The organism is Providencia sp. wls1914 (genome assembly GCF_009706645.1).
Lineage (GTDB): Bacteria > Pseudomonadota > Gammaproteobacteria > Enterobacterales > Enterobacteriaceae > Providencia > Providencia zhijiangensis.
The window spans coordinates 1,167,607-1,186,775 of the sequence record NZ_WLUN01000016.1; the positions used below are offsets into that span (position 1 = coordinate 1,167,607).

16 protein-coding genes and 3 pseudogenes are annotated in these 19,169 nt (G+C 42.8%); 13 read left to right on the forward strand and 6 right to left on the reverse strand.

The genetic code is table 11. The features are described from left to right. Nucleotide 1 precedes the first annotated feature (1 nt). Complete coding sequence (moeB, locus tag GKR74_RS16255) at nt 2-748, forward strand: molybdopterin-synthase adenylyltransferase MoeB (RefSeq protein WP_336431347.1); 747 nt, start codon at nt 2-4, stop codon at nt 746-748. A gap of 204 nt (nt 749-952) precedes the next feature. Then, a complete protein-coding gene (locus GKR74_RS16260; RefSeq protein ID WP_036949717.1) occupies nt 953-1,288 on the forward strand; it encodes a zinc ribbon domain-containing protein YjdM in 336 nt (111 codons plus the stop codon). A 90-nt stretch (nt 1,289-1,378) separates the two neighbouring features. Here GKR74_RS16260 and GKR74_RS16265 read toward each other — a convergent pair whose 3' ends face one another. Both GKR74_RS16265 and GKR74_RS16270 read right to left on the reverse strand, forming a co-directional pair. Beyond that, the gene (locus tag GKR74_RS16265; protein ID WP_108479408.1) at nt 1,379-2,977 is read right to left on the reverse strand and encodes an ABC-F family ATPase; all 1,599 of its coding nucleotides are present in this window, start codon (nt 2,975-2,977) and stop codon (nt 1,379-1,381) included. A 180-nt stretch (nt 2,978-3,157) separates the two neighbouring features. Continuing rightward, entirely contained in the window at nt 3,158-3,736 is a 579-nt protein-coding gene (locus tag GKR74_RS16270) for a TIGR00730 family Rossman fold protein (RefSeq protein WP_154604364.1), read from the reverse strand. A gap of 301 nt (nt 3,737-4,037) precedes the next feature. On the opposite strand from GKR74_RS16270, the gene rhtA reads away from it, so the two are divergent. Together rhtA and dps are read left to right on the forward strand one after the other, a co-directional pair. Next, nucleotides 4,038-4,925 carry a threonine/homoserine exporter RhtA gene (gene rhtA, locus GKR74_RS16275; protein ID WP_154604365.1) on the forward strand — a complete coding sequence of 296 codons (888 nt, stop codon included), beginning with the start codon at nt 4,038-4,040 and terminating at the stop codon, nt 4,923-4,925. Between the two features lie 292 nt (nt 4,926-5,217). Continuing rightward, entirely contained in the window at nt 5,218-5,721 is a 504-nt protein-coding gene (gene dps, locus GKR74_RS16280; RefSeq protein ID WP_154604366.1) for a DNA starvation/stationary phase protection protein Dps, read from the forward strand. An 81-nt stretch (nt 5,722-5,802) separates the two neighbouring features. Here dps and dinG read toward each other — a convergent pair whose 3' ends face one another. Next, nucleotides 5,803-7,914 (reverse strand): ATP-dependent DNA helicase DinG, encoded by a 2,112-nt coding sequence (gene dinG / locus GKR74_RS16285; protein ID WP_154604367.1) that lies wholly within the window; start codon nt 7,912-7,914, stop codon nt 5,803-5,805. A 240-nt stretch (nt 7,915-8,154) separates the two neighbouring features. On the opposite strand from dinG, the gene GKR74_RS17930 reads away from it, so the two are divergent. From GKR74_RS17930 to GKR74_RS18275, 4 genes are all read left to right on the forward strand, one after another. Then, nucleotides 8,155-8,316, forward strand: a complete 162-nt coding sequence (locus GKR74_RS17930; RefSeq protein ID WP_165906914.1) for a hypothetical protein — start codon at nt 8,155-8,157, stop codon at nt 8,314-8,316. Nucleotides 8,317-8,352: 36 nt separating this feature from the next. Then, complete coding sequence (gene sseA / locus GKR74_RS16290) at nt 8,353-9,192, forward strand: 3-mercaptopyruvate sulfurtransferase (RefSeq protein WP_154604457.1); 840 nt, start codon at nt 8,353-8,355, stop codon at nt 9,190-9,192. A 133-nt stretch (nt 9,193-9,325) separates the two neighbouring features. Further along, the gene (locus GKR74_RS16295) at nt 9,326-9,790 is read left to right on the forward strand and encodes a hypothetical protein (protein WP_154604368.1); all 465 of its coding nucleotides are present in this window, start codon (nt 9,326-9,328) and stop codon (nt 9,788-9,790) included. 10 nt (nt 9,791-9,800) lie between these two features. Then, on the forward strand, nt 9,801-10,169 hold the full coding sequence (locus GKR74_RS18275; RefSeq protein ID WP_154604369.1) for a hypothetical protein: 369 nt from the start codon (nt 9,801-9,803) through the stop codon (nt 10,167-10,169). Between the two features lie 109 nt (nt 10,170-10,278). Here the strand turns inward: GKR74_RS18275 and GKR74_RS16305 are convergent, their stop codons facing one another. The 3 genes from GKR74_RS16305 to rhlE all read right to left on the reverse strand — a co-directional run bounded on the left by GKR74_RS16305 (nt 10,279) and on the right by rhlE (nt 13,057). Further along, entirely contained in the window at nt 10,279-10,527 is a 249-nt protein-coding gene (locus GKR74_RS16305) for a GlsB/YeaQ/YmgE family stress response membrane protein (protein ID WP_006660163.1), read from the reverse strand. A 167-nt stretch (nt 10,528-10,694) separates the two neighbouring features. Next, nucleotides 10,695-11,654 carry a tRNA dihydrouridine(16) synthase DusC gene (dusC, locus tag GKR74_RS16310; RefSeq protein ID WP_154604370.1) on the reverse strand — a complete coding sequence of 320 codons (960 nt, stop codon included), beginning with the start codon at nt 11,652-11,654 and terminating at the stop codon, nt 10,695-10,697. Continuing rightward, entirely contained in the window at nt 11,654-13,057 is a 1,404-nt protein-coding gene (gene rhlE / locus GKR74_RS16315; RefSeq protein ID WP_154604371.1) for an ATP-dependent RNA helicase RhlE, read from the reverse strand. Before rhlE ends, dusC begins: the two co-directional genes overlap by 1 nt. A gap of 289 nt (nt 13,058-13,346) precedes the next feature. On the opposite strand from rhlE, the pseudogene cecR reads away from it, so the two are divergent. The 5 genes and pseudogenes from cecR (at nt 13,347) to GKR74_RS16340 (ending at nt 19,121) form a co-directional block, all read left to right on the forward strand. Then, nucleotides 13,347-14,084, forward strand: a pseudogene (cecR, locus tag GKR74_RS16320) (transcriptional regulator CecR). A gap of 27 nt (nt 14,085-14,111) precedes the next feature. Beyond that, a complete protein-coding gene (gene hlyD / locus GKR74_RS16325) occupies nt 14,112-15,104 on the forward strand; it encodes a secretion protein HlyD (RefSeq protein WP_154604373.1) in 993 nt (330 codons plus the stop codon). Nucleotides 15,105-15,112: 8 nt separating this feature from the next. Further along, nucleotides 15,113-16,867, forward strand: a pseudogene (locus GKR74_RS16330) (ATP-binding cassette domain-containing protein); the annotation flags it as partial. Continuing rightward, a pseudogene (locus tag GKR74_RS16335) lies at nt 16,867-18,039 on the forward strand (ABC transporter permease). The pseudogenes GKR74_RS16330 and GKR74_RS16335, both read left to right, overlap by 1 nt. Next, entirely contained in the window at nt 18,015-19,121 is a 1,107-nt protein-coding gene (locus GKR74_RS16340; protein WP_154604376.1) for an ABC transporter permease, read from the forward strand. Before GKR74_RS16335 ends, GKR74_RS16340 begins: the two are co-directional and overlap by 25 nt. Nucleotides 19,122-19,169: the final 48 nt, after the last annotated feature.

Sequence of the window (19,169 nt, forward strand, 5' to 3'; positions counted from 1 at the left end):
TGTGCAAGAACTGACTGATCAGGAAATGCTGCGTTATAACCGCCAAATTATCTTACGCGGCTTCGATTTTGACGGGCAGGAAAAGCTGAAGGCAGGTAAAGTCTTGGTCGTTGGGCTTGGTGGACTTGGCTGTGCTGCGACGCAATACCTTGCTGCAGCGGGTGTTGGGCATTTAACCCTCGTAGATTTTGATACCGTTTCCCTATCAAACTTACAGCGGCAAACCCTGCACCGCGACGCCACTATTGGTGATCCTAAAGTAGATTCAGCCAAAGCGCAGCTAGCGGCCATCAATCCCCATATCCAGATTGATACGGTTAATACGCAATTGAATGATCCTGAGCTAGAGCAATTAGTTCAACAGCATCATGTGATCTTAGATTGCACGGATAATGTAGCCATTCGTGAGCAGCTTAATCGCCTCTGCTTTAAGCACAAAATCCCTTTTGTTTCGGGTGCCGCGATTCGTATGGAAGGGCAACTTTCCGTATTTACCTACGAAGAAGGAATGCCCTGCTATCACTGCCTAAGTCGACTGTTTGGAGAAAATAGCCTGACATGTGTAGAAGCTGGCGTCATGGCGCCACTGGTGGGAACAATTGGCACATTAGAAGCGATGGAAACCATCAAGTTGCTGGCGCAATACGGCAAAGTCAATGTCGGAAAAGTGCTGCTATTTGATGCGATGACGCTGGATTTTCGCCAATTTAAACTCAATAAAGACCCACACTGTGAGGTTTGCTCTTAAGATTATCCATGGCGAGCTAAGTCTCGCCATTTTTCTATCTCACCATTTTTTAAGATACAAAATTAGGAATATTCCTAAAAATTCATTTATCTTGTCTTTGGTCTTATACTATCCCCCTTTCGGGGAACCTCGTTATCCCTACTGATTTGAACTATGACTACATTCATCGTCACTGAGAAGTTAGTCATCACTGAGAATATAAATATGTCATTACCTCCTTGCCCAAAATGTCAGTCTGAATACACCTATACTGACAACGATATGTACATCTGCCCTGAGTGCGCGCACGAATGGAATGATGCTGAGCCAGTTACTGACATTGATGAACTCATCGTAAAAGATGCTAACGGCAACTTATTAGCTGATGGCGATACTGTTACCGTAATCAAAGATCTTAAAGTAAAAGGTAGTTCTTCAATGCTGAAAATCGGAACCCGCGTTAAAGGTATCCGTTTAGTGGAAGGCGACCACAATATCGATTGCAAAATCGATGGTTTTGGTCAAATGAAACTGAAATCTGAGTTTGTGAAGAAAAACTAATTTTGAGGCTGTTCAGCCATTTTGAACGGCTAAATAAAAATAGCCCCGCGGGTATCACTCCGGCGGGGCTATTTTTTGATTCAAGCAAGATTAGATAACAACGCCTTGGCTTTTCAGGTACTCATCATAAGTACCTTTAAAATCAATAACTTTATCTTCTTTAATCTCAAGAATACGAGTTGCCAGTGAACTCACAAACTCACGGTCATGAGAAACGAAAATCAGCGTTCCTTGATACATTTCTAACGCTAAGTTCAATGATTCAATGGATTCCATATCTAAGTGGTTGGTCGGTTCATCCATAATCAAGATATTTGGCTGTTGCATCATCAGCTTACCAAATAACATACGACCCTGCTCACCACCGGATAAGACCGACACTTTTTTCTTGATATCGTCTTGAGAGAACAGTAAACGACCTAAAATACTACGAACCGCCTGCTCGTCATCCCCTTCACTTTTCCACTGGCTCATCCAGTCAAATACGTTCAGGTCAGTATCAAAGTCTTCTGCGTGGTCTTGCGCATAATAACCAATGTTATGGTTTTCAGACCATTTGACGATCCCGCTTGTCGCAGGTTGCTCACCGACTAAGGTTTTTAAGAATGTGGTTTTACCGATACCGTTAGCACCGATAACGGCCATCTTTTCACCCACTTCCATTAACAGGTTCACATTTTTAAACAGAGGACCTTGATCATAACCGTTGGTGACCGCTTCTAATTCTAAAGCGTTACGGAACAGTTTTTTCTCTTGTTCAAAACGAATGAATGGGTTTTGACGGCTAGAGGCTTTAACTTCATCCAATTGAATTTTATCAATTTGACGAGCACGAGACGTTGCTTGTTTCGATTTTGATGCGTTCGCACTGAAACGGCTGACGAACGATTGTAATTCAGCAATTTGCGCTTTCTTCTTGGCGTTATCAGATAACAGACGCTCTCTTGCTTGAGTTGCTGCGATCATGTATTCATCGTAGTTGCCCGGGAATAAACGCAGCTCACCGTAGTCTAAGTCCGCCATGTGCGTACAAACGGTGTTTAAGAAGTGTCTATCATGGGAAATGATGACCATGGTGCAGTTACGGTCATTCAGCACTTGCTCTAACCAACGGATGGTATCGATATCCAAGTTGTTCGTCGGTTCATCAAGTAACAGAATATCTGGGTCTGCAAACAATGCCTGAGCCAATAGCACACGCAGTTTCCAACCCGGCGCCACTTCGCTCATTGGGCCATAATGTTGCTCAACCGGAATACCGACGCCTAATAACAGCTCACCCGCACGCGCTTCCGCGCTATAGCCATCCATCTCACCGTAAGCCACCTCGAGATCCGCAACGCGATAGCCATCTTCTTCGCTCATTTCTGGCATCGCATAAATTCTGTCACGTTCTTGCTTTACATCCCAAAGCTCAGCATGTCCCATGATAACGGTATCTAGAACGGTGAACTCTTCGAATGCAAACTGGTCTTGGCGTAATTTACCTAAACGCTCGTTAGGATCCGTGGTGCTCACATTCCCTGCGGTTGGCGTTAAATCCCCACCCAGAATTTTCATAAATGTGGATTTACCCGCACCATTCGCACCGATCAGACCATAGCGGTTACCGGTACCGAATTTAACTGAGATGTTTTCAAACAGCGGCTTACTGCCAAACTGCATAGTGATATTGTTGGTTGTTAACACTGCGATGCCTTAAATTGATCTTTGTAGAGTCGCCCCGAGATTGGCTTAAGTGCCCTTATCTCGCCGACTTGAAGTCTGATAAGTATAAATAGCCGCGCATTATGCCATAATCCCGCGTTTAGATCTTGTGCTGATTTTGGCACGCAGCTATTTAGAAAAAAGGGGTAAATGGATGATTATTTATTTTTCGTAGGTTTTCACTGGCGGCGCTACATAGGTTTCAAACTGGTCTAATAAACTGGCTGGGGATGATTCCACAATCGCCATATGACGATATTTTTCATGTAAAAATCCCTCATCCGCCATTTTATTGGTCATATCAATCAGAGGCTGCCAGTAATTATTAATATTGAACAGAGCGCAAGGCTTTGTATGTAAGCCAATTTGGCTCCAGGTAAACACTTCACTGTATTCTTCTAAAGTCCCATAACCGCCCGGCATGGCGACAAAACCGTCAGCTAATTCAATCATTTTGCTTTTGCGCTGATGCATGGTGTCAACTTTGTACAGTTCAGTCAGATTTTTATGGGAGATTTCACGCTCTTCAAGCAGGGATGGGATCACACCAATAGCCTTACCACCTAAAGATAATACCGTATCGGCAACCGTTCCCATCAACCCAACACTCGCACCACCGTAGACTAAAGCGATATCACGTTTTACCAGCTCTTTTGCAAACTCAATAGCTTGTTTTTGATAAATCTCGTTAACACCTAGGCTAGAACCACAATAAACCGCAACACTTTTAATTTTTTTCATGTTCTATTTTCATTCCTATTATCATTCTTGTAAGCACAAAATTATACGGCACCCACAAAGAAGCTCAACTCACATTATTTTATTTTTATTCGTTATCCAATATTAAATAATATGATGAATTTTCCACTCTAAACAAAGCAATATAATCTGCATGAATTCTGTGAGATAATTCACGTCAATTTGCTGGCTTAGGGTAAATATCCCAATAAACCACCATTATTATTTAGATTCACCCATTTTATCTGTATATACAGTGCGGGTTTTATCGACGTTCCCAACGTTTTTCTGAGGTTTTTTATTCATGTCTGCCGATACTAAAAAGAGTGCTTTTCCGCTATTACCGATAGGCTTGCTATTACTGGCAATGATGTCAATCCAAAGCGGGGCCTCTTTAGCTAAAACATTGTTCCCACTTATCGGCGCACCAGGTGTTACCGGTTTACGTTTGTTGCTTGCCACGATTATTTTGTGCGTGATCTTTAAACCATGGCGTTTAAATTTCAGAAAAAGCTCACTGGGGCCACTGCTTGCTTATGGTTTATCTCTCGGAACCATGAACTACCTGTTTTATTTAGCGCTTGAGCGTATCCCTTTAGGGATTGCGGTCGCACTTGAGTTTACGGGCCCATTAGCCGTTGCGATGTTTTCTTCTCGCCGCCCTATCGATTTTTTATGGATTGGGCTCGTGATTGCTGGGCTCCTGTTCTTACTGCCTATCGGCAATAACATTGACTCTCTCGACCTGGTTGGTGCCGCTTATGCCTTAGGTGCCGGTGTCTGCTGGGCGATTTATATTATCTTTGGGCAACGCGCTGGTGCGGGTTACGGTGCCGCTACCGTTGCAGTGGGTTCATTGATTTCGGCACTCATTTTCTTCCCTATTGGGTTAATGCAAACTGGGGTTGAGGCGATGTTTGATCCTGCCATTCTCCCTATCGCGTTAGGTGTAGCCATTTTATCCACCGCATTTCCATATACGTTGGAGATGATAGCGTTAACCAAGCTGCCAGCGAAAACCTTCGGTACCCTAATGAGCCTAGAGCCTTGTATGGGGGCGTTTTTAGGTATTGTCTTCCTGCAAGAGCATTTAACTATGACCCAGTGGTTAGCACTGCTGTGTATTGTATGCGCGTCGATTGGTTCAACATCAACTTCGGTACCCAAATCAAAGATTGAAAAAGTATCGTAAATAATTAGTGATATTCACTTTTATCAAAGGCTAATAGGTATTTCTATTAGCCTTTTTGCTTTTTTACTCATTTCTTTATTTCATTATCTTGTAAGGTAATATTCATTTATTTGAAATGTCATACCGATAGATTCAATTGGTAAAACCTAAATAAACAAATATCTAAAAAAAATATCATCACCTTGCCTATTAAAGTAATAGATTATTACTTTATGACATTCCTAGCTTTACACTCTATATTTATACGCAGACAAGATAATTGAATCAATTTATATTTAAGAGAGGAAATTCTATGAATACTGCAAAATTATTTAAAACCTCTTCAACTGAACTTTTATATACCCGTAATGATATTGAAGATAGCGTTAAATTAGAAACCATTGGTATCTTAAACATGATGGTTATCCATTTCACCGATCTCTCTTTAATCACTAAACAAGCCCATTGGAATATGCGCGGTCGTAACTTTATCGCGGTACATGAGATGTTAGATGGCTTTAGAGATAGTATCGTCGGGCACTTGGATGAATTCGCTGAGCGTGCGGTTCAGTTGGGTGGCGTCGCCACAGGAACATCACAGCAAGTCAATAAATTCACGTCGTTAGAAGCTTATCCTTTGGATATTCATTCTGTACAAGACCATTTAAAAGCGTTGGCAGAACGATATGCCGTTGTTGCGAATGATATTCGTAAAGCCATCGACGAAGTTGAAGATGAAAATACCGCAGATATGTTTACCGCCGCCTCTCGCGATCTGGATAAATTCCTGTGGTTATTAGAAGCCAATATTGAGTAGTGTCGTAAAATAGAGTCAATATATTGACCATGAGACCACTTCGGTGGTCTCAATTATTTATCACCCTACTTCTTTATCGTCCTACTTCTCTGATGTTGGCATTTCAGGTTGTTCAATAGGGAAAATGGGTAACGAATTTAATAAACGTTTACCATAGCTTTTGGTTAATAAACGTTTATCATAAATGATAATTTCACCATAACATTCATGACTACGAATCAAACGCCCTGCTTGCTGGATCAAATTAAATGAAGCGCTAGGTAAACTTTGTACCTCGAATGGATAACGCTTTAAGGACTTCAGCCAGTCCCCTTCAGTAATAATCACCGGGTTTGTCACAGGTGGAAATGCAATCTTGTGAATATGCACCTGAGTTAAAAATTCCCCTTTTAAATCCAAGCCTTCCGCAAATGATTGTAAGCCGATTAACGCGCTTTTTTGCCCTTGTTTAATACGTTCACAGTGCGTCTCCACTAAACGGTAGCGTGGCTGATCCCCCTGCACTAAGAGTTGAAGGCGCAAATCCTTCACATGTTCAAGAAACCCGTCCATCGCTCGCTGGCTACTAAATAAGATCAATACCCCACGATGGTCACTTTCGGTAAATTGATGGCGAAAATAAGTTGCCATCTCTTTTAAATGCTCAGCTTCAGTTGCCATGGTTGGCTCATGCTGCATTTTTGGGATCACCAACTTACCCTGTTCAACATGATTAAACGGCGAGGTGAGCGTCACAAAACGGTCATCACTCTTTTCGGATAACCCCGTTAATTCCATAAAACGTGAATAGCTGTTCAAAGAGCGAAGTGTTGCCGATGTCACCACAATATGAGGCACATTTTTCCATAATAAATGTTGTAGCTGCTCACTCACGCGGATCCCTGCGCAATGCATAAAAATCCGGGACTGATTTTTTTCATAACGGCGGCTAAGCCATTTCGAAACAGGTGCACCCGAGCTTTGATCAAGTGAGGCTAAGCGCCACAATTTGGTCATATTTTCAAAATAACCCATAGCTCGGCTTGTCACTAAAATTGAACGGTGTAAACGCACAATATCTTGCTTTGCCGTTTGTTCCGTTAAGTCACTAAGAATCGCCTCTGATAGCCCACGCAATGCATCTGTGAGCTTAAATAGCTCTTGGCAACATTGCTGCATGACCTCGGGCAAGATCCCCATTGGGAACAAATATTCTGACTCTTTGGATGTTTCCGGTAATAGCCCGTTCGCTAACAATGAAAAATCACGGAAACATTCTCGCAATTTTTCGGCGTGTTGCTGTAGCTTATCGGGATTAGTTAACTTAGGTGGCTTTGCAGGGCGGAACTGCGCTACATACTGCCCCACATGGTGAATAAAATTATCCACCTGTGCGGTAAGCTGAACTAGCGTAATTTCCCCCTCCACTTCTAAGGCATCTCTCGCCACATCGGGAACGTGATGCCCTTCATCAAGAACTAACAATAATTTTTTGGGATCCGGCAATACCGATTCTGTTTCCATTGCCGCCATCACTAAAGCGTGGTTAGCAACAACCACATCTACATCTTCAATTTCACGACGGGCAATAAAAAAGGGACATCGTTGATAAAACTGACAATTACGCCCAAGACAGTTCATCTTATCGGTGCTAACTTTACGCCATAGACTATCGCTAAATGCTTTTTTATGGTGGTCACGCAAGCCATCCCAAGCAAAGCTATGAAAATCATTGCGTAATTGCTGGCATTGCGCTCTCTCTTCGCTGTTGGCAATTTCAGTTTTGTCTTCCACCAACAGCATTAAATCTATTTGTTCCCCTTCCGCAGCGCAGATAGCTTCTAAATTTCGGGGGCACACATAACGCGCTCGCCCAAATGCGCCTGTATATTTTAAGTCAGGAATAATTTTGCTCAGTAATGGCAAATCCTTACTAAATATTTGATCCTGTAGGGCGACGTTGGCGGTACTCACGACCAAGGTTTTGCCTTCTTCGCGCCCAACCGCAATGCCTGGTATCAAATAGGATAAGGTTTTTCCCACCCCTGTGGGTGCTTCAATAACTAAATGACGCCCCTGCGCATCCGACAAATTTTTCGCCACTTCAGCAATCATCTGCCGCTGAGGTGCCCGAGAGACGAACCCCTCGATTTGATTAGATAACCCCTTATACCATTGAGTTATTTGTTCTTTGATTTTATTTGACAGAGACATAGATACGCAGAAGACCAAGTAAAAAGGAGATGATAATCAATCAAAAAAGAGGCTGGAAAGCCCCTATTTCTCTTTTGCGAAACCCTTCGCAAAACTACTGTATTAATTTCCATTATACACAAATTCTGGAAAGCCTTTCGCAAAACACCAAATCGAGCCAAGAAAATACCCCGTAAAACTTGTTTGCTATCACCATCCAGTTATACTTTGGCATCTTCGTGTCAAATCAGGCTAATAAAAATGAAAAAAGTCGTCATCGCACTGTGCGCATTATGCGCATTGAGTTCTATTGGGGGTATTGTGCTTGCTGGGATGAATATTTACACCCGCTCCACGACACCTATAGAGCAAAATCAGGCTCAATCGCCATCGATATTACCTGCACCTAATCAGATCCAGTAATCATCCATTATTAATCAAACGGGACGGTGAGTTATGATGTACAACGATTATTTTGTAACACCAGAGTGGTTAAATTCACACCTTTCAGACAGTAATATTATTGTGCTTGATGTCTCTACGCCACCACCTACCGCCCCTTATGATTGCTACCAAAGCTACCTTGATGAGCATATTCCCCAAGCTCAATTTTTTAATCAAGATGAAGTCGCCGATAAGAGCTGCGACTTACCTCATATGCTCCCTGACGCCGCCACATTCAGTCAAGCTGTTGGAGCGATGGGGATTAATAATCAAACACAAGTCATTATTTACGCACAAAATAATTTATTTTCATCTCCACGTGCATGGTGGACTTTCCGCACTTTGGGCTGTAAACAGGTTAAAATTTTAGCGGGCGGAATTAACGCCTGGAAAGCGGCAGGCTTTGCAACTCAATCAGGTAAAGTCACCCCACCCGCTGCACAAACCTTTATTGCGGATAGACAAGATGCCAATGCGCTGAATCAACAGCAAATGTTAGAGGTTGCCACTGAAGGTAAAATCCAAATTATTGATGCGCGTGCAGCTGCCCGTTTTCTGGCTCAAGCCCCTGAACCTCGTCCGGGTTTAAGAATGGGCCATATTCCCGGCAGTAAAAATGTGCCTTGGGATTTATTAGTCGATAATGGGGAATATAAATCTCCTGAACAGTTAAAAGCTATTTTTGCGCAGCAAGGTGTTGATATTACCGCACCTACAGTCACAACCTGTGGCTCTGGCATGACGGCTGCCGTAGTTTTACTGGCATTGGTATTATTAGGTAACCCACATGTGCGCCTCTATGATGGTTCATGGGCGCAATGGGGGCAAGACAACGAGTTACCAATCGAACCTTAATCATTTTTTATTCCCTCATAAATAAATGTTAATTATGAGGGGATTTATTTATTCTATTTAAATATAATATTATAAAAAGTTAATTAAATTAATTAGAATTTCTATTACTCTATTTTTATGGAGCTAATAATTAATGAATACAATATGGGAACTCTGGGTAATAAACCTAGGGACGCTGTCTACCTTTGTAGGTACAGCAGCAACTTTATGGGTTCTATTACAAACATCAAGATTAACGATTAAATTTAATCGTAAGGCTTCTATTTATTTTCATAAAGAAAAGCTATCTAAGCTACTTAATGATTATTATAAACACTTATCAGAAGTTCATAATAAAAACACCTTTCATGAAGAAATGCATAGAAGGAAGTTACATAGTAGAATACAATCATTACACCATTATATTCTATTCATTGACTCTAAAGATAAAAAACTAATATCATCAATAAAACAATATAAAAGAAAAACCACAAAAATAACATCAATAAAAGATCATCATGATTTAGATATTAACCTATATTTTGATATGTTAGATGAAGTAAATCTTCTACTTAATTATCTTGATAATATCATTGATATTTCAGCTAGAAAAATATGAGGAAAAACTAATGAGTCCAACAGAACGCAAAGTCATATCTAACGTATTTTTAAAAAGCCTAAAGCGCCAAATAGAATGGGAGCAAACAAAAGATATCCATCCAGCCATTAACCAGTCTCCAAATTTTTGCATTCTCGGATGTTATAATACAACGAACTTAGATAACATGGCTTTCTACTTATACTCATATCGTACTATTGATTTTAATCATTACACTGAGACACATAATTCTGTAGTGAAATTTTCTCTTACATTAATTGAAAATAACTGCATCACTTGGAATACATTTCATGATGATAGACTATTAACTCAGCTATTTGAAATTACTGCATTTGATAAATCATCAATACATAAATTCATGGAATCATGTGAAAACTAAAAAATTAAAGCCAATCATTATTTAGCGAACATCATAATAGGTGGCTTTAATAAATATTTGATTGTGCGGTTGAAAGTCGTTTTTCCGCAAAGTAGCTATTTGAAAAACACTACTTAATAAACATTCCCGCAAGGAAGAGCACGACAATGGCACCGATCACGGCAACAATAAAACTACCGAAGTTAAAGCCATCCACCTTGCCTTTACCAAAGAATGTGCTGATATATCCCCCGACAACCGCCCCGACGATCCCCAATACGGTCGTCATGATAAAACCCATTTGATAGGTTCCAGGCATTAACCATTTAGCTAAAACACCTGCGATTAAACCAAAGATAATCCAAGCAATAACGCCCATTTGAGGCCTCCAATATCTCTGTTGCTCTAAATTTCCTAGCACGATAACTTTGTTACACGATATAGACTCTTTAATCATTACATACGGTGATGACAGTATTTTGAATTAATCACCACCGTACATTGTAATTAAAGACCTAATCTCAAATTTTGGCAAATTTCATCATGTTAAGGTGATGCGACAGAAAGCGGCTCCACATGCAGCGCAATAACATCCGCTATTTGCTCCGCCGTTTTCAACGCTCTTACTTGAGAAAATAGCTCATCCGCCTGCTGATACTCTTTACGTAAATAACTCAGCCACTGTTTGATACGAGCCGCATGATAATGCCCTGTATCTCCCAGTTTTTCTAGTTCCGTATACTTTAAGAGTATTTTCCCGACCTGTTCCCAAGGCATCTTCGCGACATTGTGTTTGATCACACGGCTCAAATTCGGTGTATTTAAAGCACCTCGACCGATCATAATCGAATCGCACCCAGTGATTTCCATACAGCGTTTAGCGCTTTCATAATCCCAAATTTCGCCATTGGCAATCACGGGAATCGACAGTTTCTGACGAAGCTCACCAATCGCCTGCCAGTTAATACATTCCGCTTTATAGCCATCTTCCTTTGTGCGCCCGTGAACGGTCAATTCGGTTGCTCCCGCTTGCTGTACAGCATCCGCAATTTCGTGAGCAAACTGGCTGCTATCCCAACCCAAACGGACTTTCACAGAAACGGGTAAATCTTTCGGTACCGCCGTCCTCATAGCTTTAGCGGCGTGATAAATAAGCTCTGGCTGCTTCAATAACGTCGCACCGCCACCGCTACCATTTACCGTTTTTGATGGACAACCGCAATTGAGATCGACGCCCCAAGAGCCTAATTCAACCGCGCGGTTGGCATTTTCAGCCAACCACTCAGGATGCTGCCCTAAGAGCTGTACTCGAACCAGTGTTCCCGATGGTGTTCGACTACCCTGTTGCAACTCCGGACATAACCGATAAAACGTTTTTGCTGGCAACAGGGTATCGACAACTCGCACAAACTCAGTAATGCACAAGTCGTAGTCGTTCACCTCACTCAATAAACGGCGAACCAGAGAATCGAGTACGCCCTCCATTGGGGCGAGTAGTACACGCATTAGCTATCATTACGCCCTTGTCTAACGCGCTTCTGTGCATTTTTCCATGGTGAACCTGAAGTCGATTCAGATTGACCTTTCTCGGAATTTGCATTTTGGCGACGAGGACGGCTTGGACCTTTATTGCTGCTGCGCTCACCGCGGCTATCCTCAGAGCTACGGCGATTATCCGAACCACGACGGTTATCAGACCCACGGCGGCTATCAGAACCACGACGATCATTACGCTGAGAAGGCTTTTGAATCGGCTCAGCTTTGATTGATGGGTCTGGCTCGTAGCCTTCAATCTCCATCTGTGGGATGGATTTTTTCAATAATTTCTCGATATCTTTAAGCAGTTTAGCTTCATCGATACACACTAAAGATACCGCCATACCCGTGGCTTCCGCACGTCCTGTACGACCAATACGGTGAACGTAATCTTCCGCCACATTCGGTAGCTCAAAGTTAACGACATAAGGAAGCTGTTCGATATCTAAGCCACGAGCCGCAATATCTGTCGCCACTAATACACGGATATCCCCGGATTTAAAATCAGCTAAAGCACGAGTACGAGCGCCTTGGCTCTTATTACCATGAATCGCCGCCGCTTTAACACCATCTTTGTTTAAATGCTCAGCTAAGCGGTTAGCGCCATGTTTGGTACGCGTAAACACCAGTACTTGCTGCCAGTTTTCACGCCCAATCATAAACGACAGTAATTCGGCTTTACGTTTTTTATCCACTAAATGAACATATTGCGTCACTTGCTCAGAAGCTGAGTTACGCGGAGCCACTTCAATGGAAACTGGATTGTTCAATAACTTGCTCGCCAACTGTTTGATCTCATCAGAGAACGTCGCTGAGAACAGAAGATTTTGGCGCTTTTTAGGTAATTTCGTGATTACACGGCGAATATCGTGAATAAAGCCCATATCTAACATTCGGTCAGCTTCATCCAAGACGAAAACTTCAACCTGCGATAAATCCACCGCGTTTTGATGTTCCAAGTCCAGTAAACGACCGGGTGTTGCGATCAACACATCTACACCGCCGCGCAATTTCATCATCTGCGGGTTAATACTGACACCACCAAACACAACAAATGAACGAATTCTCAAATGACGGCTATATTCTTTTACATTTTCAGCCACTTGAGCCGCAAGTTCACGGGTCGGGGTTAAAATCAATGCGCGAATAGGGCGACGGTTATTACCGCGTGGATTGTCCACCAGCTTTTGCAAAATAGGTAAAGTAAAACCAGCAGTTTTACCCGTACCTGTTTGAGCGCTGGCTAATAGGTCTTTGCCCGCTAAAACAGCAGGAATAGCTTGTTGTTGAATAGGCGTAGGGCTTTCATAGCCTAATTCATTAATGGCACGCAAGATTTCCTCGTTTAACGCGAGGTCAGAAAAACTAGTCAAATTAATTACTCCGGGCTCCACCGCTTCAATTTACTGGGCAGCTCTAGGGGGGAAGATTCGATATTCAATAGAAGAAAAGCGCAAACTGCCATGCGACACGCAAAAATTCTACCATCATTTGACCGTGATAAATATATTAATTTAGATTGATGAATAAACTAATACAAAATCTGCTTTATATAGTATATATACGTACACAAAACTAAAGATACATCCGTTTTCATCCTGCACAATGAATAAATGCCAACTAAGAGCATGCTAAAAATTATTTAATTCTGAATAAAAAGGAATGTTTATGAACACAAATTCGTCGCCAACATTACGCGGAGAGAGCGCCAAACTCCAACTTCTTCTCGCCGCTGCCGATGTTTATGGAGAACAAGGCATCGACGGGGCTACCACCCGCCAAATTGCCCAAGCCTCAGGGCAAAACATCGCAGCAATTTCTTATTATTTTGGTTCTAAAGAAGGTTTATATCTCGCCGTTGCTCAGCAAATTGCTAACAATATCAAAGAGAGTTTCGCTGAGAGTATCACTCAAATAGATAACTTTATTAATCAACCTGCAGAGTTACAAAATTCTGAAGAAGCGCTCGAATTATTCAAAGAAACCATTATTTCGTACAATTTTTTTCAACTTAAAAAAGAAAACTTAAGCTTTTCACGCATTCTAGCTCGCGAACAACTGAACCCAACTGAAGCATACGGATTGATCCACGAACAAGCGTTAGGACCTATTCACTCACGGCTTAATCGCTTAATTTCCATCTATATTGGCGCGGATCCCAATAATCTAGCGACCTTGATCCACACGCATGCCATTTTGGGGGAAACCCTCTCTTTCCGTATTGCGCGAGAAACATTACTCAGGCAAACAGGTTGGAAACACATCAACGAAAACGAATTTAAAATTATTAATCAGGTTCTTATTGAGCATATCGACATTTTATTATTGGGGTTACGTCATCGCCAACTAGCAGAAAAGTGATATGATATATGGATAAAATTGAATCATAATCCTGAGTAATGTTTTTATCCGTCACTAAGGTTAGCTATGAACACAAAACGCCGTGCACTGGTTATTTTACTGATTATCATGCTGATTGCCGCCATTGCAGGGGGCTACTATTATCAGTCACTTAAAGATAAAACATTCGCCTTATACGGGAATGTGGATGTGCGCACCGTTAACCTTAGTTTTCGAGTCAATGGTAAACTCGCCTCTTTAGATGTTGATGAAGGGGCGAAAGTCACTGCGGGACAATTACTCGGGAAATTGGATGATGCGCCTTACATCAACGCATTAAATAAAGCCAAAGGATTGCGTGATAGCGCCAAAGCCCAGTTAGCCCTCAAAGAAAAAGGCTACCGAACACAAGAAATTGCGCAAGTCGAATCTGAAGTGGCTCAGCGCCAAGCTGCTTGGCAATATGCAGATAACTTTTATAAACGTCAGCAAGGCTTAGCCGCTCAAAAACTGATTTCTGCCAATGATTTAGATAATGCCAAAAACAATCGCAATCAAACTCTTGCGGCGCTAAAAGCGTCCCAAGATAAACTAAATCAATATCAGAGCGGATTTCGCCAAGAAGAGATAGCAGCAGCCCGAGGGGAATGGCTACAAGCAGAAGCCGCCGTTGCTCAAGCGGAGCTTGACCTCTCAGACACACTGCTTATCGCCCCATCTGACGGTACAATCCTGACTCGCGCCATCGAACCTGGCACCATCATTGGTGCGGGCAATACCGTTTTTAGTGTGACATTAACTCACCCTGTTTGGGTACGTGCCTATGTGAGTGAGGCTCACTTAGGTGATGCTGTTCCCGGAAGTAAAGTCTTACTCTTTACGGATAGCCAGCCCAATACCCCTTATCATGGCACGATTGGTTTTGTCTCCCCCACTGCCGAATTTACCCCTAAAAGTGTACAAACACCGGATTTACGCACCGACTTAGTCTATCGATTACGAATTATTGTCGATGATCCTAATGATAAGCTGCGTCAAGGAATGCCCGTCACCGTTCAGTTTGCGGCACCTCAGCAATAGGGCGCATTATGGCTCAGCAAGATACTCACTCATTAAACAGCGTTATTTCGTTAAACAGCGTCGAAAAACGCTTTATTGGACTGAATAACCCTGCGGTTGAAAGCCTAACTACCGAAATTCACGGCGGCTCCGTGACGGGGCTAGTCGGTCCCGATGGTGCAGGGAAAACGACGCTGATGCGCATGCTGGCTGGGCTACTCAAACCCGATTCAGGGCAAATCCGCTTAATGGGATTAGACCCAATTAAAGACAGTATCGAAGTGCGGGCAAACCTCGGTTATATGCCGCAAAAATTCGGCCTATATGAAGATTTAACGGTTCAAGAAAACCTTGATTTATATGCCGATCTGCGCGGCGTTATTGGTGAAGAGCGCCAACAAACCTATAAACAATTACTCGCCTTTACTAGCCTAGCCCCCTTTACCGCTCGCCTTGCCGGTAAGCTTTCTGGGGGAATGAAACAGAAATTGGGGCTCGCCTGCACCCTATTAGGTAAACCGAAAGTTTTACTGCTGGATGAGCCGGGTGTCGGCGTGGATCCTATTGCCAGACGAGAACTATGGCAAATGGTACACACCCTTGCTGACGATGGCATGTTGATCCTCTGGAGCACATCGTATCTGGATGAGGCTGAGCAGTGCAAAGAGGTGCTGCTACTCAATGAAGGCAAGTTACTGTACAGCGGAAAACCCGAGCAGCTCACCCAAAAGATGGCGGGACGCTCATTTTTACTCGATGTTCCCGCAACACAAAAACGTACCATTCTGCAAAATGCCTTAGTGTTACCTGAAACCACTGATGGCGTGATCCAAGGTCGCTATATTCGCTTAATTTTAAAGCCTCACGCATCCCAAGAGAATTTACTTAATGCCTTAAATATGGGAAACCAAACGCTGATTGAAGCCCAGCCGCGCTTTGAAGATGCGTTTATTGACCTTTTAGGTGGTGGACCATCCCATCGTTCTGAACTCGCCGCTATCGTTCCACAAATTCCCCCCGCCCCCAATGAAACCGTCATTGAAGCCCGCAATCTGACCAAAAAATTTGGGGATTTTGCTGCGACGGATACCGTCAACTTTCAAGTAAAACGGGGTGAAATTTTTGGATTATTAGGGCCTAACGGTGCAGGCAAATCCACTACCTTTAAAATGATGTGTGGATTAATGAAACCCACGGATGGACAAGCTCTGGTGCTTGGTATGGATTTAAAAACCAGTTCAAACAAAGCCCGCCAGCACCTTGGGTATATGGCACAAAAATTTTCCCTCTATGGCAACCTCAAAGTTGGGCAAAACTTAAAATTTTTCTCCGGCGTATACGGTTTGCATCATAAACAGCAAGCTACCAAAATGCAGGAGATGATTAACGCGTTTAATTTTACGCCCATTATCAGCCAGATTACTGACTCACTCCCGCTGGGTTATAAGCAGCGCCTTGCCCTCGCCTGCTCACTGATGCATGAACCGGATATCCTGTTTTTGGATGAACCCACTTCAGGGGTTGACCCACTAACTCGGCGAGAATTTTGGCTACATATTAATGGCATGGTAGACAAGGGGGTCACCGTTATGGTTACTACCCACTTTATGGATGAAGCTGAATATTGCGATCGTATCGGGTTGGTTTACCACGGAAAAATTATTGCTGCAGGCACTCCAGATGAGCTTAAAAAACAGGTCTCCAGCACAGAAAATCCAAACCCATCGATGGAAGATGCCTTTATTGAATTAATTTTCAACTACGATAAACAGCGGGAGGCACAATGAAGACAACCGCCTCTGGTTTTTCATGGCGCAGACTTAAAGCCCTCTGCTGGAAAGAAAGTAAGCAAATAATTCGCGACCCTAGCAGCGCCTTAATTGCCATTGTTATTCCTCTGATGCTGCTGTTTATTTTCGGTTATGGGATCAATCTGGACTCCAGTAAATTACGGGTCGGTATCCTAATGGATCAACAAAGCCAACCGGCTCGTGAATTGGTCGATACGTTTACCGGTTCCCCCTTTATTGATGCCACCATTAGCGATAATCGCAATTTATTGATTAATAAAATGCAAGCGGGAGAAATTCGCGGCATTGTGGTGATCCCCGTCAATTTTGCTGAGCAACTTTCTCGCCCTGATGGACATGCGGCGATCCAAGTGATCACCGATGGAAGTGAACCCAATACCGCCAATTTTGTGCAAGCCTACACCAAAGGAGTTTGGCATACATGGCTTATCCAACAAGGTGAAAACCAAGGTTATCCCACCGACCCGCTTATCGAACTCAATATGCGCTATTGGTTTAACGAAGCGGCACTCAGCCAACATTTTATTATTCCCGGCGCCATTAGCATCATTATGACCGTTGTGGGCGCGATTTTGACCTCGCTGGTGATAGCCCGAGAATGGGAACGAGGCACCATGGAAGCTCTACTTTCCACCCAAATAACTCGTACTGAATTACTGCTTTCCAAATTATTGCCCTATCAAATTCTTGGGTCGTTCGTCATGGTGCTGTGTATGTTGGTGACGACATTCGTGCTCGATATTCCTTATCGAGGCTCTTTATTGATTTTATTTGTGATAACCAGCCTCTATTTAGCCACCGCATTAGGGATGGGATTACTGATTTCAACCATTACCCGTAATCAGTTCAATGCGGCGATGGTGGCGCTAAATGCAGCCTTTTTGCCTGCTATTATGCTTTCTGGGTTTATTTTTGAAATTGATAGCATGCCAGTATTTATTCAAGTTGTGACTTACTTCATTCCTGCTCGCTACTTTGTCAGCAGCTTACAAACCTTATTTTTAGCGGGAGATATCTATTTGGTGTTACTCACCGATTTCTTATTGCTGATTGCTTCAGCGATATTATTCATTGGCTTAACGGCGCTGAAAACGCGTCGCCGTTTGGATTGAGGTGAAATATGTTTTATCGTCTTTACACCTTAATTATGAAAGAGTTGCAATCACTATTGCAGGAAAAACAGACGCGAATTATTTTGATCATGCCCGTCATTTTCCAAATGATCCTCTTCCCACTGGCGGCGACTTTAGAAGTCACTAACACCACCATTGCCATTTTTGACCAAGATAATGGTGAGCATTCCATTGAACTCACTCAACGCTTAGCGAAAACCAGCGCATTTTCCCATGTGCTGTTACTGAAAAATGAACCTGAGATTCGTGAGACATTAGATAACCGTAACGCCTTGTTAGTCGTCCGCTTTAATCAAAATTTCAGTGCCGATATCGCTAGCCATCATACGGCGAATATGATGTTGCTGCTGGATGGGCGAAACTCGAATAGCTCCCAAATAGCGGCTAACTATATCGAACAAATTGTCATGCAGTATCAGCAGGAACTCACTCAAACCCAAGCGCAGCCCAATAACAGTGAGTTGATTGTCCGCAACTGGTACAACCCAAATTTAGATTATAAATGGTTTATTGTGCCGTCATTAGTCGCATTGATTACAACGATTGGGGTACTTATCGTCACCTCGTTGTCTATTGCAAGGGAACGTGAGCAAGGGACACTCGACCAACTGTTAGTTTCGCCACTCACCACATGGCAAATCTTTATTGGCAAAGCGATTCCTGCCTTAGTCGTTGCCACTGCACAAGCCACATTGGTGTTAGTGATTGGGATTTTTTGCTACAAAATTCCGTTCGCGGGTTCACTATTACTGTTCTATGGCACGATGATTTTTTATGGTTTATCACTCGTGGGATTTGGTTTACTTATCTCCGCATTGTGCTCAACCCAGCAGCAAGCGTTTATTGGTGTGTTCGTGTTTATGATGCCCGCGGTGTTACTATCCGGTTATATCTCCCCCGTCGAGAATATGCCCGTTTGGCTACAGGATATTACGTGGGTAAATCCCATCCGCCACTTCACAGATATCACTAAGCAGATTTACCTCAAAGATGCCGATTTTTCCGTGGTATTTCATAGCTTATGGCCTCTTCTGATTATCTTCCTGATAACCAGCTCTCTGGCTTATTACTTATTTCGCAAAAAGATAGCCTAGCAATCAGATTGATATCATAAAAAAACCCCGCAACCATTAACTGATTGC

Bases quoted from the DNA above. Each gene is read 5' to 3' on its own strand.
- GKR74_RS16260 (WP_036949717.1), top strand. From the start codon at position 953: ATGTCATTACCTCCTTGCCCAAAATGTCAGTCTGAATACACCTATACT.
- GKR74_RS16270 (WP_154604364.1), bottom strand. From the start codon at position 3,736: ATGAAAAAAATTAAAAGTGTTGCGGTTTATTGTGGTTCTAGCCTAGGT.
- rhtA (WP_154604365.1), top strand. From the start codon at position 4,038: ATGTCTGCCGATACTAAAAAGAGTGCTTTTCCGCTATTACCGATAGGC.
- dps (WP_154604366.1), top strand. From the start codon at position 5,218: ATGAATACTGCAAAATTATTTAAAACCTCTTCAACTGAACTTTTATAT.
- dinG (WP_154604367.1), bottom strand. From the start codon at position 7,914: ATGTCTCTGTCAAATAAAATCAAAGAACAAATAACTCAATGGTATAAG.
- GKR74_RS17930 (WP_165906914.1), top strand. From the start codon at position 8,155: ATGAAAAAAGTCGTCATCGCACTGTGCGCATTATGCGCATTGAGTTCT.
- sseA (WP_154604457.1), top strand. From the start codon at position 8,353: ATGTACAACGATTATTTTGTAACACCAGAGTGGTTAAATTCACACCTT.
- GKR74_RS16295 (WP_154604368.1), top strand. From the start codon at position 9,326: ATGAATACAATATGGGAACTCTGGGTAATAAACCTAGGGACGCTGTCT.
- GKR74_RS18275 (WP_154604369.1), top strand. From the start codon at position 9,801: ATGAGTCCAACAGAACGCAAAGTCATATCTAACGTATTTTTAAAAAGC.
- GKR74_RS16305 (WP_006660163.1), bottom strand. From the start codon at position 10,527: ATGGGCGTTATTGCTTGGATTATCTTTGGTTTAATCGCAGGTGTTTTA.
- dusC (WP_154604370.1), bottom strand. From the start codon at position 11,654: ATGCGTGTACTACTCGCCCCAATGGAGGGCGTACTCGATTCTCTGGTT.
- hlyD (WP_154604373.1), top strand. From the start codon at position 14,112: ATGAACACAAAACGCCGTGCACTGGTTATTTTACTGATTATCATGCTG.
- GKR74_RS16340 (WP_154604376.1), top strand. From the start codon at position 18,015: ATGTTTTATCGTCTTTACACCTTAATTATGAAAGAGTTGCAATCACTA.